Genomic DNA, 14,644 nt, shown 5'->3' on the forward strand with positions numbered 1-14,644 from the left:
ACCAACGACACCGGCCGGGCCCTTTGCCCGACCGGCTCCATTGGGTGAGAAATATGACTGAGGCCGCCAGTCCGATGCTGGTTTGTGACAGTGTGGTCAAACGGTTCGGCTCGCTGGCCGCCGTCGACGGGGTGTCGATGGTGGTCAATGCGGGCGAGATCGTTGGCATTGGTGGGCCAAACGGCGCCGGCAAGACGACCTTCTTCGACGTGGTGACCGGGATCACGCCGGCCAGTGGCGGCCGGGTGCATTTCGGCGACGCCGACATTTCGGCGCTTCCGGCCGACCGCATCTGCCAACTCGGCATCGCCCGCACCTTCCAGCTCAATGCCGCCTTCGACAGCTTGACCGTTCGCGAAAACATCGAGATCGCCGCCTATTTCGGCCGGCAGCGGCGAAGGCTGGCCGGCTTCCGCCTCGGCGAGGATGTCCGGCAGGCAACGATCGAAGCGCTGGACTTCGTCGGGCTTGCGGCCAAGGCCGACGAGACCGTGGCGCGGCTGCCGGTGCTCGACCGCAAGCTGCTGATGATTGCCGGCGCCATCGCCACCCGGCCGAAAATGCTCTTCCTCGACGAGCCGGTGGGCGGGCTCAACGTCGCCGAGATCGACCAGATCATGGCGATGGTGCTGAAACTGCGCGACCAGGGACTGACCATCGTCCTGATCGAGCACGTCATGCGCTTTCTCCTGGCGCTCTCCAGTCGCGTGATCATCATGCACCATGGCAAGGTGATATTCGAAGGCCGGCCGGACAAGGTCGCCGAGGACCAGACCGTTGTAGAAACCTATCTCGGCCAGGGCACGCAGAAACGGCTGAAGAAATTCTTCGATGAGCAAGCTGCCGCGACGAATCCGGCGGTGGGGGGAACGCCATGACGGGCGCAGCCGCAAAACCACCTGTCCTGCAACTCGACGGCATCGTCTGCGGCTATGACGGACTCGACGTGCTCAAGGGCATTTCGCTGACCGTTCATGCCGGTGAATTCGTCACCGTCGTCGGCCCGAACGGCCATGGCAAGTCGACATTGCTCAAGACCATTTCCGGCCTGGTGCCGCTGCGCGGCGGTCAGATCAGCATCGACGGCCGGCGCCTGTCCGGCAAGCCGCATGAGACGGCGATGTTGGGCGTCGCCCACGTGCCGCAGGGCGATATGCTGTTCGCGCAGATGAGCGTGCTCGAAAACCTTTTGATGGGCGGCTATCTCGCGCCGGACAAGGCCGAGATCGCGCGTCGGCTGGACGAGGTCTACGCGCTTCTGCCGAAGCTTGCCGACCGTCGCAACCAGATCGCCTCGAGCCTGTCGGGCGGCGAACGGCGCATGGTCGGCATAGGCCGCGGCCTGATGATGGGCGGGCGCATCCTTTTGATCGACGAGCCGTCGCTTGGCCTCGCGCCACTGATCATCGATCAGGTCTACGACGTCATTTCGCAACTGAGCAAGGCTGGGCGCACGATCCTGCTGGTGGAGGAGAACCCGGCCCGGGTCGAGGACCTCGCCGACCGCCTGCATCTGCTCGACGACGGCGCCATCGTCTGGTCAGGCAAGCCCGCCGAACTGATGGCGCGCGACGAACTCCTCGCAACCTATCTCGGAGGCTGACGCCATGACCGACGTTCTCATGGCCATTCTCGTCGCCGGCTTCACCTCGGGCGCGCTCTATGCGCTGGCGACGGTCGGGCTGTCGCTGGTCTGGGGTTCGATGGGCATGCTCAACATGGCCCATGCGGCGATGCTGACGCTTGGCGGCTACGTCGCCTTCACGGTGATCACCTCGCTCGGCCTGCCGGTCGCGATCGGTTTCGCCGGTGCTATCGTCGCGGGTGCTTTGGCCGGCGCCATCCTCTATTTCGCGATCGTTCGCAATCTCCTGCAGAACGACAAATCGACATTCGAAGCCAACGTCATGATCGCCACGGTCGGCATCGGCATCGCCCTCGAGAATGCCATCCTCCTGACCTATGGCGGGCAGCCGCTGAAGCAGCCGGTCTCGATCGCCGGTGCCTTACGCCTGGGGCCGCTGACGCTGCCCTGGCAGAACCTTCTGATCATCGCTGTGGTGGTCGTGATGATGGTGGTCGTCTCGGCGGCGCTCGGCCGCACGCGGATGGGCCGTGCGATCCGGGCGACGGCGCAGAACCGCGACGCGGCGCAACTCATGGGCGTCGCCGTCAACCGCGTCTACCTGCAGGTGCTGATGCTGTCGGGCGCGCTCGCCGGCATCTGCGGCGTCATGGTCTCGTCGATGACGCAATTGTCGCCGCCACTCGGCAACGATCCGATGCTGAAGGCCTTCATCATGTGCGTGGTCGCCGGTCTCGGCAATCTGCCGGGCGCCATCGCAGCAGCACTTGGGCTGGCGTTGCTCGAATCCTTCGTCCAGTACGCCTTGGGCGCCAGGTGGGGCTTTCCATCGCTGCTGTTCGTCGTCATTGCCGTGCTGATCTGGCGGCCGTCCGGCCTTTTCGGCCACGCCGAAATCCGGCGCATGTGAGGGGTATCATGACAGAGACACGTCCCATGTCCCGTTCCTCCATGTCCCGCTCGGCCAGGACTGATCTTGCCATCAGCCTGATGCTGATCGCGGCTGCGATCGTGCTGCCGTTCCTGGTCGACAGCCGCTACATCCTTGGCCAGATCGTGCTGGCGCTGTTCTATGCGACGATCGCCTCGCAGTGGAACCTCCTGTTCGGCTTCTCGGGCATCTTCTCGCTGGCGCAAATGGCGATCTTTGCCTTCGGCGGCTATGCGACGGCGATGCTCTGCTTCTATTTCGGCTGGAACGTCTGGGCAGCACTTGTGCCTGGCGCGCTGGGCGCCGTGCTGTTCTCGCTGGTCGTCGGCCTCGCCTGCCTTCGCCTGACCGGCGTCTATGTGGCGCTGCTGACGCTGGCGATCGCCCAGACGATGTATCTGCTGATCGTCACCGATACCGAATGTTTCGTCATGGTCGGCTCCGTCTGCCGCCAGTTCACCGGCGGCGCCGTCGGCTTTGCCCGCTTCGGCGACCTCGGCACCAGGGCCTTGCTCCGGGCGCAGTGGCTGGTCGGCAATTACGCCATCATCGCGGTGCTGTTCGCGCTCACCATGGTCTTCACCTACGCGATCGTCAAAAGCCCGATCGGCCTTGCCTTCCGGGCGCTGAAGGACAATCCGGGCTATGCGGTGGCCCGCGGCGTCAACCGCTTCCAGGCGCAGCTTCTGGTGTTCGGCATCTCCGCCTTCTTCACCGGGCTGGCCGGCGGTTTCTATGCCGCGCATTTCCAGGCGATCGGCCCCGGTGTGCTGTCGATGTCGCAACTTATGTTCATCATCGCCATCGTCGTGGTCGGCGGCGTCGGCACGTTCTGGGGACCGCTGGTCGGGACGGTGGTGCTGGTGCTGGCTGACGAATTGATGCGAGAGAGCGGCGAGTTCCGCACGCTCGGGCTCGGCCTGATCATCGCCCTGTCGGTGGTGCTGATGCCCAAGGGGCTGGTCGGCCGTTTTGGCGATGTCATCGACTGGCTCGGGCGCCGTCGCGCCAGCCCCGACAGCAAGCCAGCAGCAAGCAGCATTGTGCAAAGCCCGACCCCGGCCGGAAAGTGAGAGACTGACGATGTTCGATACGATCATAGTGGGCGCCGGCTCGGCCGGCTGCGTGCTGGCAAACCGGCTCAGCGCCGATCCTGCCCGCAAGGTGCTGCTGCTGGAGGCCGGGCGCGAGGCGCCGCTCGCCTCGGACGTGCCGTCGGACTGGCCGACCATGTTCAACACGGAAGTCGACTGGGGCTACTACACCGAGCCGCAGGCCGGCTGCCGCGGCAGGCGGGTGTTCTGGCCGCGCGGCAAGATGATCGGCGGCTCCGGCGCGCTGAACGCCATGATCTATATTCGCGGCCTGCCGTCCGACTATGATGGCTGGGCGGCGATGGGCTGCCCCGGCTGGGCGTGGGCTGACGTGCTGCCGGTGTTCAAGGCCAGTGAAAGCAATGCCGAACTCGGCAACGACCCGCTGCACGGCGCCGACGGGCCGCTGCATATCGGCAATGTCGGACATGTCGATCCCAACGAGCTTGCCTGGATCGAGGCCTGCAAGGCCGCAGGCTACAAGCAGAACCGCGATTTCAACGGCGTCGAGCAGGAAGGCGTCGGCCTGTTCCAGTTCACCATTAAGAATGGCGAACGCTGGGGCACCGGCAAGGCCTATCTGCGCCCGGCGCGGGAACGACCCAACCTGACCGTGAAAACCGGTGTGCTGGCGACGGGCCTGATCGTCGAGAAGGGCCGGGTCAAGGGCATCCGCTATCTCGTCAATGGCGAACCTGAGACCGCTTTCGCCGACAGCGAGGTGGTGCTGTCCTCGGGCTCGATTGGCAGTTGCCAGCTGATGCTGCTTTCGGGCATCGGGCCGGCCGACGAACTCGCCCAGGTCGGCGTTGCTCCCGTGCACGACCTGCCGGGCGTGGGCAAGGATCTGCAGGACCACATCAACATTCCGATCACCTTCTATACCAAGGACAAGATCGGCGTCGGCGCCTGGACCGACGAGACGCTGCAGCGCGACTTCGCCGAATGGCAGACATCGCGCAGCGGCCCGCGTTCCTCACCCTGGGTGGCGGCGGGCGGCTTCGTCAAGAGCCGGCCCGATATCGAGCCGGACCTGCAGCTTTACGGCGCCATCAGCCCGCATCGAGACTATGTTCGGTTCCTTTCGTCCAGACCCGGCATCACGCTGCACACCACGCTGCAGCGGCCAGACAGCCGCGGCGAGATTCGCCTGCGCTCGGCCAATCCGATCGAATATCCGGCGATCGACCCACGTTACTTCATCAGCGACGAGGATGGCTCGGACATCGCCACGCTGGTCGAAGGCATCCGCATCAGCCGGCGCATCGCGGCGCAGTCGCCGCTTGCCGAAATGCTCGCCGGCGAAATCACGCCGAGCGCCGAATGCGAGAGCGACGCCGAGATCGCCGACTATATACGCGGCCACTGCACGACGCTCTATCACCCGACCAGCACCTGCCGCATGGGTTCAGATGCGATGGCCGTCGTCGATCCGACGTCGATGAAGGTTCATGGGCTGGACGGGCTTTACATCGCCGACGCCTCGGTCTTTCCGAAAATGGTGTCGGGCAACACGAATGCGCCGACGATCATGATCGCCGAACGCGCCGCGTCAATGATCCTGGCGGGCTAGGAGACAAAACATGACGACAGGCTGGAATTTCCACGAACTCTATCTCTGGCACGAGACCGGCAATGCCGCGCAGTTCTTTCAGCCGAGCCTGACCATCGAGCCGGGCGAGCATGCGGAGAATGCCGACACGAAACGCCGATTCCGCAATCTGATGGAGGTTTCGGGCCTGACCGAGAAACTGTCCAAAATCGCCTCCATCGCGGTGAGCGAGGATGACCTCGCCCTGTTTCACGACCGCGACTACATCAGCCGCATCAAGCTGCTTAGTGATGGGCGCGGCGGCGATGCGAGCTATCTCACCCCCTTCGGCCATGGCAGCTACGAGATCGCCTGTCTGGCCGCCGGCGGCACGGCAGCGGTGATGGATGCGGTGTTGAGCGGCGATGTCGACAATGGCTATGCGCTGGTACGACCGCCCGGCCATCATGCCGAGCGCGGGCAAGGCATGGGCTTTTGCCTGTTCGGCAACGTTCCGGTCGCTATCCTGAAGAACCGGGCCAAACATGGCTTCGAGCGGGTCGCCAGCGTCGACTGGGATGTTCATCACGGCAACGGCACCCAGTCCGCCTTCTATTCGGACCCGTCGGTGCTGACCATCTCGATCCATCAGGACGGGCTTTATCCACATGACAGCGGTCTTCACAACGAACGCGGCGAGGGCAAGGGCGAAGGCTACAACATCAATGTACCGCTGCCGGCCGGCTGCGGCCACGGCGTTTACATGTCCGTCTTCGAACGCGTCGTGCTGCCGGCGCTCAATCGCTACAAGCCTGATCTTATCGTCGTGCCGTCGGGCTTCGACGCCTCGGCGGCCGATCCGCTGGGGCGCATGATGCTGCATAGCGGCAGCTACCGCGACATGACGCGGATGCTGATGCAGGCAGCGGACGACCTCTGCGGCGGGCGCCTGATGATGTCGCACGAAGGCGGCTATTCCGCCTCCTACGTTCCCTATTGCGGCCTGGCGGTGATGGAGCAGTTGTCCGGCATCAGGACGCATATCGACGACCCGTTCCTGCCGGTCTTCGAAAGCTATGCCGGCCAACCCTTGCAGCCACATCAGGCGGCCGCTGTTTCCAGGGCGGAGGAACTTTTGGGCGGCATCGCCTAGAATTCTGATTGCGGTCAGCCGATGAGGCGATCTCAAGACACACCGGCGGCCAATCTCGCAAATGCGGGCATGCGCTGACGGTAGGCTAATGCATGTCGCCCAAAAGTTCCGGTTTGGGACAACGACATGCACGAAAACAAAGACTTAAAGCGCGTCGTTTTTTGCGAGAAACTACGCCGGAGCACTCCAGACTACGCTAACCCCGACTCCCACTCGATTGTTCAAACAGCCTATAACTAATTGAAATTACACTAGAATGTTTCTATTGCCCCATAAGAGACCGACACCAGAGCCGTCAAAAAATTACACCTTGGTCCTAAAGGGAAATCGCCGCAAAGAATTTTTCGAGGGTTCACCAACTATCGGGGACCAATTGGGCGATTTTTGTACCTCAAGACGTTCGACCGCCTGCCCAAGCCGTTTAAAAAAAGTACCGTCACCGCTCCAATAGGGCATTGGCATGGGTCATAATGATCGACAAGCAACCGGTGTCGCACACACCCTGCTGCGGGCGGTGTGGCGCGACCGCGCTGGCATCCACTCGATTATTGCTAAAATTCCGGCTAGCTTGGCGACAGATGGCTCAATTTCTGGTCGGTGAATCACAATCAGACCGCCCTTCAAGAGAATAATGGGCGGCACCTTTGGTCCAAGGCGAGTGCAATGGCGCACGAATGAGCTCTACAACAATGCGCCGTGCGACGCCCAGCGACCTTGTCCTTTCGTATACCGATCAAGCAATTGGCTATATGGGCAAGATAGGGGAATCGCCTTTAGCAGTCCGGATTGGAACCAAGAGGGATGACTTCTGCCGATTTTTTTGACATCGCTTTCCTCCTCGATCCATCCCACAATACAACAGGAAGTCTCTGCTCACTCCTCGCGGCGATATTCGCCAACCCATCTAGTTCCGGACTGGCGATCAGAAGGCATATCCGAACGGCATTCCATAGAAGCGATATAAATTGAAATTGCGGCCTGATATTTCACACCTAGGATGGTTTCGAAGCCGGCGGGTCGCTCACGGTCTCAAGGCGAGAATTTTAAGAGACGTTCAAGAATGACCCAGCACGCAGAAAACGCTCGAATTCTCATGTACAGCCACGACACGTTCGGGCTCGGCCACTTGCAGCGCTGCCGGACTATTGCGCATTCGCTAGTCGAGGATTTCCGTGGGCTTCAGGTGCTTATCATTTCGGGTGCGACTATCGCCGGCGCCTTCGACTACCGCGCCCGTGTCGACTTCGTGAAGATCCCCAGCGTCATCAAGTTGCGCAACGGCGAATACACCTCGTTGGAAAAGGACATCGATCTGCATGAGACGCTAAGGATGCGTCAGTCGATCATCCGCCACACAGCCGAGACCTTCCGGCCGGATATCTTCATCGTCGACAAGGAACCGCTCGGCCTGCGCGGTGAGATTGAGGACACGCTGTCCTACCTCAAGACGCGGGGCACCACGCTGGTGCTTGGCCTGCGCGAGGTGATGGATGCACCGCATCTGCTCGAAGCAGAGTGGGCGCGCAGGGATGTGATGCGCAAGATAGGCCTGTTCTACGACAAGGTCTGGGCCTATGGCCCGCCGGATTTCTACGATCCATTGACCGGCTTGGATGTGCCGCCGGCTGTCAGGGCAAAAATGAGATTCGTCGGTTTCCTGCAACGGAGCCTGCAGCGGAACCAGTTGCCCGGCCACCGGCCAGAGGGCGACTATATCCTGGTTACCACCGGTGGCGGCGGCGACGGCGCCGAATTGATTCACGACGTCATCGATGCTTATCAGCACGATCCGAAATTGCAGCACAAGGCGCTGATCGTGCTTGGGCCTTACATGCCGGCTCGCAAGCGCAACAAGTTGCTGAAGAAGGGTGCCACGATCCCCTACATCAAGATTATCGAGTTCGACAACCGCATGGAAGACCTGATTGCCGGCGCCAAGGCGGTAGTGGCGATGGGCGGTTACAATACCTATTGCGAGATACTTTCTTTCGACAAGCCGGCGCTCATCGTGCCGCGCATCGAACCCCGCCAGGAACAACTGATCCGCGCGCGGCGCGCGGCCGAACTGGGCCTCATCGAAATGCTTTTGCCGGAGGAAGCCAAGGACTCCCAGCGGTTTGCCGATGCACTGGTGGCGCTGCCGAATCGGCCTCGTCCATCCCAGAGTAATCCACATCTGACCCTGGAAGGGCTCCCTCATATTTCCGAAATCGTCGCGGAACTGCTCGACCGGCAGGCTGGCCCTCACCTTTCGGTTATTGAAGGCATGAACTGAGTTGCAACATCGCAAGATCGTCGTGGTTCTGAAGGGTTATCCGCGGCTGTCGGAAACCTTCATCGCGCAGGAACTGCTCGGACTGGAGCGTGCGGGGTTCGATCTGATACTCGTTGCGCTCAGGCGGCCGACCGACGCAAAACGCCACCCCGTGCATGACGAGATCAAAGCGCCCGTCCATTATCTGCCGGAATATCTGCATGAAGAGCCGCTGCGCGTGGTTCGCTCGCTTTCTGCTTGTTTGCAGCGGCCGGGCTTCTGGCGTGCACTGGGATCGCTGGCCGTCGATATGCCGCGCGACTTTACGCGCAATCGCGCGCGCCGTTTCGGGCAAGCGCTCGTGCTAGCGGCCGAATGGCCCGAAGACGCGGTATGGCTGCATGCGCATTTCGCGCACACGCCGGCATCGGTGACGCGCTATGCCAGCCAGCTTCTTGGTCTGCCCTGGAGCTGCTCGGCCCATGCCAAGGACATCTGGACTTCGGCGGATTGGGATCTGGCCAGCAAGCTTTCCTCGGCGCGCTGGACGGTAACTTGCACGAAGACGGGCTTCGACCGTCTGAAAAAACTCGCCGACGGCAACTCGTCAGTGCATTTGAGCTATCATGGGCTCGACCTTGATCGCTTCGGCATTTTCGGCGAGGCACGAAAACAGCATGACGGCTCGGCGCCGGACGAACCGGTTATCGTTCTGAGTGTCGGGCGCGCCGTTGCAAAGAAAGGTTACGACACCTTGCTGGAGGCCCTTGCCCTCTTGCCCGGTGATTTAGCGTGGCGTTTCGAGCATATTGGCGGCGGCGAGGAATTGGAGCGGCTCAAGGCGTTGGCGCAAAAACTCGGACTGGATGGTCGCATCTCTTGGAAAGGCGCGCTCGCGCAGGAAGAGGTGCTTGAGCACTACCGCCGCGCCGATATCTTCGCCCTGGCCTGCAGGATCACCGCAAATGGTGACCGCGATGGTCTGCCGAATGTTCTGGTGGAGGCGGCCAGCCAGCGGCTTGCCTGCGTGTCGACCGATATTTCCGGCGTGCCGGAGCTTTTATCGCCGGATGAAACCGGGCTACTGGTTCCGACGGAAAACCCAATTGCCCTGGCACAGGCGCTGGAGCGGCTGATCCGTGATCCCGTGCTGCGTGCCCGCCTCGGCGACACCGCAGAGGCGCGCGTGCGCGGCAATTTCGATCACATGGCAAGCATTGGACAGCTCAAGGAGCTGTTCGAACGGGAGTGGCGGGCCGCCGAATGAAGCGGCTGCGCGCTTTCTTCTATGTCCAGCACCTGCTCGGCATCGGCCATCTCGCGCGCTCCAGCCGCGTCGCGGCGGCTCTGGTCGATGACGGGTTTGACGTAACCATCGTCACTGGCGGAGCGCCGGTCGCGGGGTTTCCGGGATTGGGGGCAATATCTGTAACCCTGCCATCTGTTACCTCCGGTGATGAAGGATTTTCCGGCCTTGTCGACCTGCAGGGCAAGCCCATTGACGATGATTTCAAGAAACGGCGTTCAGAGATGCTGCTGCAGGCATTCCGGGATTGCAGGCCTGATATCGTCATTGTCGAGGCGTTTCCATTTGGGCGCCGGCAGATGCGTTTCGAACTCTTGCCGCTGATCGAGGCCATCGACGCGGCGTCGCCCAGACCGCTGCTGGTGACGTCCGTCCGTGATATCCTTCAGGAGCGCGTCAAGCCGGGCCGAAACGAGGAAACGGTCGATCTCGTTAACAGGCATTTTGACCTTGTCATGGTCCATGGCGATCCGGCTTTCGCAACCCTAGACAAGACATTTCCACTGGCGGGAGCGATCAGGGCCGAGGTTGCGTACACGGGGCTCGTTGCCGCGCCACCAGCGCCCGCGGCCTCCGAGCGTTTCGACGTTGTGGTGTCGGTTGGCGGCGGGGCCGCCGGAAAGAGCCTTGTCCGGTCCACCATCGCATCAGCGCGGAATGCCGACAACGCCTGGAAATGGTGTCTGATCACCGGCCCAAACCTGCCGAAGGACGAGTTTGACGCGATTACACGCGATGCCACGCCGGGCCTGTCCATCTTTCGGTTTCGCGAGGATTTCCCCAGCTTGCTGACCGGCGCCCGCCTGTCGGTCTCGCAGGCGGGTTACAACACTGTCTGCGATGTCCTGCGCGCGCGCTGTCGCTCGCTGCTCGTTCCCTTTGCAGCCGGCGGGGAAACGGAACAGACGGTTCGAGCCCTGATGCTCGAAGAACTGGGTTTGGCGACGGTTCTGAGGGAAAACGACCTGACGCCTGAGTGTCTGGCGCAAGCGATCGAACAGGCGCTTGCGGGACCGACGCCAGCCGCGCATCGTCTCGATCTGGAAGGCGCCCGTCACTCGGCGCAAATCCTGCGCGAGCGGCATCGAGCCTGGTCCTCGAAATCCTAGCGCAGGTCATATCTCGGTTGGATTCGCGCAACGCGCTTCAAACTGTTCCAATCAGCATGAAGCGGGTATATTTTTTTGTCGGCAGTTCGCCGGAGAACCTGATCTCCCGTAGCGCCGCCATTGCTTCGAAGGCTGCAAGCGAAGCCACGCAGTTGATGTGCGTCGGCTCGCTGAAGTAATCGTTCGATTGCAGTAGCACCTTCGTGCCCCGCGGAAGCAGGGCAAGCCAGGCACCCAGGTCGGCTATGTGTTCGCAGCTCGTATTGACCACCAGGTCGGGCCGACCGGCCGCATAGTCGAGTGCGTACATATCTTCCGTCAGCGCCCGGAAGCGGTCGCCGGCTTCCCGGTTGAGGATCCGGGCGACCGGCCCGACTTCGGGATCGATGTCGATGCTGTCGATCGCCGCAATGTCGAAACGGGCGTCGTTGAAAAGCATTGCCGGCAATACGCCGTACCATCCGCCCAGAACCCATATGCGCCCGAACCGGCCGCCGTCGTTTTCGAACAGCTTGTCGAGCGCCCACATTTTGCAGGCGACCTGCTTGTGGTTGAAGGCGTTGGCGATATCGGCCGTCGGATGCTTGGCGATGACCCGCGCCAGCCCGGCGACAAGAGGGTGGTCGACATAGGCGGCAATTCCCCGGGCGAGGTCCAAGGCTTGTTCGTGCCCGTCAATGCCGGCATTGCGTGCTTGCGTGACATCCATCATATTCGTCTTCTATGTTGGGATTTCGGGCTACACAACGCAATATTGCCTCACCCAAGGCTGTTCGACTTGCGGATGAGACTATGCCACCAGCCGTTTCGCCGTTGCACGGTCACGAAGGGGGCCGGTTGCGTCTGTCCGGACCAGCGGCGTCCATCCGCGAAGACATTGCCGATACATCGTTTGCCAGCAGGTGCTTTCACCGCCTGCTTCCTCCAAACTGACAGCCGCATATGGAACCCAGCCTAGCCCGCTATATCTGGACGCACACCCGGAAGCAGCAGATCTGGATATTGATGATCGTCCTGCTTTCGATGATCCCATATTTCATGTCCTTCGACCTGCCGAAGCTGATCGTCAACGGCCCGATCCAGGGGAAGGGGTTCGAGCAACCCGGCGCGACCCTGCCCTTCATGAAATTGCACTATAACCTGCCGTTCATTGGCGAGGTCCAGTTCTTCTCCGGTTTTCAGCTGGACCGCAAGGAGACGCTGCTTGCCCTGAGCCTTGTGTTCCTCTTGCTGGTCGTCATCAACGGCCTGTTCAAACTCTACATCAACACCTACAAGGGCCGCCTCGGCGAACGCATGCTGCGGCGTATTCGCTTCGATCTGATCGATCGTGTGCTGCGGTTTCCGCCGATTTACTTCAAGCGGGTGAAATCCGCCGAAGTGGCGACCATGGTGAAGGATGAGGTGGAGCCGCTGGGCGGCTTTATCGGCGATGCCTTCCTGCAGCCGGTGCTGCTCGGCGGCCAGGCGCTGACGGCCATGCTGTTCATCATGGTCCAGAACGTCTGGCTCGGAATGATAGCGATGGTGATCGTGATCATCCAGATAGTACTCATCCCGCGGATGCGGCGGCGGCTGCTCGTGCTTGGGCGCCAACGGCAGTTGACGGCGCGCGCGCTTTCCGGCCGGGTTGGCGAAATCGTCGACGGTATCGGCGCGGTTCACGTCCACGACACGTCGAACTACGAGCGCGCCGACATAGCTGCTAGGCTAGGGCTCATCTTCAAGATCCGCTTCGATCTTTACCAATGGAAATTCATGGTAAAGTTCCTCAACAATTTTCTCGCACAGCTCACGCCCTTTCTGTTCTACATGATCGGCGGGTATCTGGTCATAGGGGGCCGGCTGGACGTCGGTCAGCTCGTGGCGGTGATCGGAGCCTACAAGGACCTGCCCGGACCGATGAAGGAACTGATCGACTGGGATCAGGATCGGCAGGATGTCCAGGTCAAATATCAGCAGGTCGTTGAACAGTTCACCGTCGAGGATATCATTGCGCCGGGAATCGCGGCACTGGCGATCGACGATCCCGGTCCGATGACAAACCCGCTGTCGGCGGTCGGTCTGTCCATGGCAGACGATGGCGGTGCAATGCTCCTCAACCGTGTCTCCATGCAGGTCAAGCCGGCTGAGACGGTGGCGCTGGTCAGCACCCCGACAGGCGGAGCAGAGGCGCTAGCAGAAGCCTTCGCGCGTCTGAACTGGCCAGAGAGTGGAAAGGTCGCTTCGGGCGCCGATGACCTGCTTGAACTCCCCGAAGCCGTGACCGGCCGGCGCATGTCCTACGCCTCGTCGGATGTTTTCCTGTTCCAAGCAAGCCTGCGCGATAACTTGCTCTACGGGTTGAAGCATGCACCGCTGACATCGGTGACTTATGACGGCACCGCGGCAGACCAGCAGCGCTGGAACATGGACGAGGCGCGCCGGTCGGGCAATCCGGATTTCGACGTCCACAGCGACTGGATCGACTATGCTTCCGCCGGTGCTACCGGCCCGCACGACCTCTTTGAAGCGGTGCGCCGGGTGCTCGACGCGGTTCTTCTGTCGCGCGACATTCTGGATCTTGGCTTGCGCTCTTCGGCCGACCTCACGCGTCACACGAAGCTCGCCGGGCGGATCGTCGAACTGCGTGCAGCGCTGCGAACCCGGCTCGAACAGGAAGGGCTGCGCGAACTGGTGGTTCCTTTCGAGCCGGGCGCTTACAACACGGAAGCGACGATCGGCCAGAACCTGCTTTTCGGCGCCGCCGCCGGCCCCGAACTGGCCGACAAGGCTCTGGCGGCCAATCCCTACTTTGCTTCCGTGCTGAAGCAGGCCGGCCTCGACAGCACGCTCTACGAGATGGGCATGGAGATCGCCGAACAGGCGATTGAGCTGTTTGCCGACCTGCCGCCAGATCACCAGTTCTTCCAGCAGCTCGCCTTCATGAGCGCCGAGGAGATCCCCGCCTACGAGACCTTGCTGCAGCGGCTCAAGAACCGCCCCTACGAGGCGGTTTCGGAGGCCGACCGCGCCATGATCATCACCTTGAGCTTTGCCTATATCGAGCCCCGGCACCGCTTCGGCCTGCTGACCGACGAGTTGATGAGCAAGATCGTCGCCGCACGCAACCGGTTCTATGAAAACCTGCCGCCCGAGCTGCACAACGCGATCGAACGGTATGATCCTGCCAAATACATTGCCGCGGCCACCGTCATGGACAATGTCCTATTCGGCCGTGTGGGAAACAACCATCCCGACGCGCCGGACCGCATACGCTCCATCGTCTATGACATTCTTGACGAGCTGGGGCTTTATGCCGAGCTTCTGGATGTCGGCCTGGACTTCAACGTCGGCGCCGGTGGAAGGCGGCTGACCAGCGGACAGCGACAGAAGCTCGATGTTGCCCGGGCTCTGCTCAAGCGTCCCGATTTTCTCATTCTCAACCGGCCGCTGTCGGCGCTCGACCAGCGCGTTCAGGACAAGGTGCTGCGAAACGTGCTCGAGGAAGCCAGACGCGACGGCCATTCGCCGGCAATTGTGTGGGTCGTGACGAGTCCGGCAATGGCGATGATGTTCGATCGCGTTATCGTCTTTGACTCGGGGCAATTGGTGGAAGACGGTACACACGAGACACTTTTGGCAGAGAACGGTATCTTCAAGGAACTTCTGTCATAGTCTGGCAGACGCGAATTTAGGAAG

General features: G+C 61.7%; 11 protein-coding genes. 10 read left to right on the forward strand and 1 reads right to left on the reverse strand.

Annotation, left to right across the window (positions count from 1 at the left end; genetic code table 11):
* Window positions 1-53 precede the first annotated feature (53 nt).
* The 9 genes from NKJ67_RS11645 (at window position 54) to NKJ67_RS11685 (ending at window position 10,963) form a co-directional block, all read left to right on the forward strand.
* Window positions 54-878, forward strand: a complete 825-nt coding sequence (locus NKJ67_RS11645) for an ABC transporter ATP-binding protein (RefSeq protein ID WP_352581395.1) — start codon at window positions 54-56, stop codon at window positions 876-878.
* Complete coding sequence (locus NKJ67_RS11650) at window positions 875-1,603, forward strand: ABC transporter ATP-binding protein (protein ID WP_127326892.1); 729 nt, start codon at window positions 875-877, stop codon at window positions 1,601-1,603. The genes NKJ67_RS11645 and NKJ67_RS11650 overlap by 4 nt, the downstream gene beginning before the upstream one ends.
* 4 nt (window positions 1,604-1,607) lie before the next feature.
* The gene (locus NKJ67_RS11655; RefSeq protein ID WP_023809005.1) at window positions 1,608-2,495 is read left to right on the forward strand and encodes a branched-chain amino acid ABC transporter permease; all 888 of its coding nucleotides are present in this window, start codon (window positions 1,608-1,610) and stop codon (window positions 2,493-2,495) included.
* 26 nt (window positions 2,496-2,521) lie between these two features.
* Window positions 2,522-3,589 (forward strand): branched-chain amino acid ABC transporter permease, encoded by a 1,068-nt coding sequence (locus tag NKJ67_RS11660; RefSeq protein ID WP_352581396.1) that lies wholly within the window; start codon window positions 2,522-2,524, stop codon window positions 3,587-3,589.
* Between the two features lie 10 nt (window positions 3,590-3,599).
* On the forward strand, window positions 3,600-5,183 hold the full coding sequence (locus NKJ67_RS11665) for a GMC family oxidoreductase (protein WP_236383179.1): 1,584 nt from the start codon (window positions 3,600-3,602) through the stop codon (window positions 5,181-5,183).
* Between the two features lie 10 nt (window positions 5,184-5,193).
* Window positions 5,194-6,294 carry a histone deacetylase-like amidohydrolase gene (locus NKJ67_RS11670; RefSeq protein WP_256747137.1) on the forward strand — a complete coding sequence of 367 codons (1,101 nt, stop codon included), beginning with the start codon at window positions 5,194-5,196 and terminating at the stop codon, window positions 6,292-6,294.
* Between the two features lie 1,060 nt (window positions 6,295-7,354).
* A complete protein-coding gene (locus NKJ67_RS11675) occupies window positions 7,355-8,569 on the forward strand; it encodes a glycosyltransferase family protein (RefSeq protein WP_352581397.1) in 1,215 nt (404 codons plus the stop codon).
* Window position 8,570: 1 nt separating this feature from the next.
* Entirely contained in the window at window positions 8,571-9,815 is a 1,245-nt protein-coding gene (locus tag NKJ67_RS11680; protein ID WP_352581398.1) for a glycosyltransferase, read from the forward strand.
* A complete protein-coding gene (locus tag NKJ67_RS11685; protein ID WP_352581399.1) occupies window positions 9,812-10,963 on the forward strand; it encodes a glycosyltransferase family protein in 1,152 nt (383 codons plus the stop codon). The genes NKJ67_RS11680 and NKJ67_RS11685 overlap by 4 nt, the downstream gene beginning before the upstream one ends.
* 37 nt (window positions 10,964-11,000) lie before the next feature.
* On the opposite strand, the gene NKJ67_RS11690 is transcribed toward NKJ67_RS11685, so the two are convergent.
* Complete coding sequence (locus tag NKJ67_RS11690) at window positions 11,001-11,675, reverse strand: class I SAM-dependent methyltransferase (protein WP_352581400.1); 675 nt, start codon at window positions 11,673-11,675, stop codon at window positions 11,001-11,003.
* Window positions 11,676-11,905: 230 nt separating this feature from the next.
* On the opposite strand from NKJ67_RS11690, the gene NKJ67_RS11695 reads away from it, so the two are divergent.
* Window positions 11,906-14,620, forward strand: a complete 2,715-nt coding sequence (locus NKJ67_RS11695) for an ABC transporter transmembrane domain-containing protein (RefSeq protein WP_127326884.1) — start codon at window positions 11,906-11,908, stop codon at window positions 14,618-14,620.
* The last annotated feature ends 24 nt before the right edge of the window (window positions 14,621-14,644 follow it).

Origin of the sequence: Mesorhizobium sp. M0088 (genome assembly GCF_040322895.1) — a bacterium.
Lineage (GTDB): Bacteria > Pseudomonadota > Alphaproteobacteria > Rhizobiales > Rhizobiaceae > Mesorhizobium.

Coding starts and splice junctions, on each gene's coding strand:
- NKJ67_RS11645 (WP_352581395.1), top strand. CDS start 54: ATGACTGAGGCCGCCAGTCCGATGCTGGTTTGTGACAGTGTGGTCAAA.
- NKJ67_RS11650 (WP_127326892.1), top strand. CDS start 875: ATGACGGGCGCAGCCGCAAAACCACCTGTCCTGCAACTCGACGGCATC.
- NKJ67_RS11655 (WP_023809005.1), top strand. CDS start 1,608: ATGACCGACGTTCTCATGGCCATTCTCGTCGCCGGCTTCACCTCGGGC.
- NKJ67_RS11660 (WP_352581396.1), top strand. CDS start 2,522: ATGTCCCGTTCCTCCATGTCCCGCTCGGCCAGGACTGATCTTGCCATC.
- NKJ67_RS11665 (WP_236383179.1), top strand. CDS start 3,600: ATGTTCGATACGATCATAGTGGGCGCCGGCTCGGCCGGCTGCGTGCTG.
- NKJ67_RS11670 (WP_256747137.1), top strand. CDS start 5,194: ATGACGACAGGCTGGAATTTCCACGAACTCTATCTCTGGCACGAGACC.
- NKJ67_RS11675 (WP_352581397.1), top strand. CDS start 7,355: ATGACCCAGCACGCAGAAAACGCTCGAATTCTCATGTACAGCCACGAC.
- NKJ67_RS11685 (WP_352581399.1), top strand. CDS start 9,812: ATGAAGCGGCTGCGCGCTTTCTTCTATGTCCAGCACCTGCTCGGCATC.
- NKJ67_RS11690 (WP_352581400.1), bottom strand. CDS start 11,675: ATGATGGATGTCACGCAAGCACGCAATGCCGGCATTGACGGGCACGAA.
- NKJ67_RS11695 (WP_127326884.1), top strand. CDS start 11,906: ATGGAACCCAGCCTAGCCCGCTATATCTGGACGCACACCCGGAAGCAG.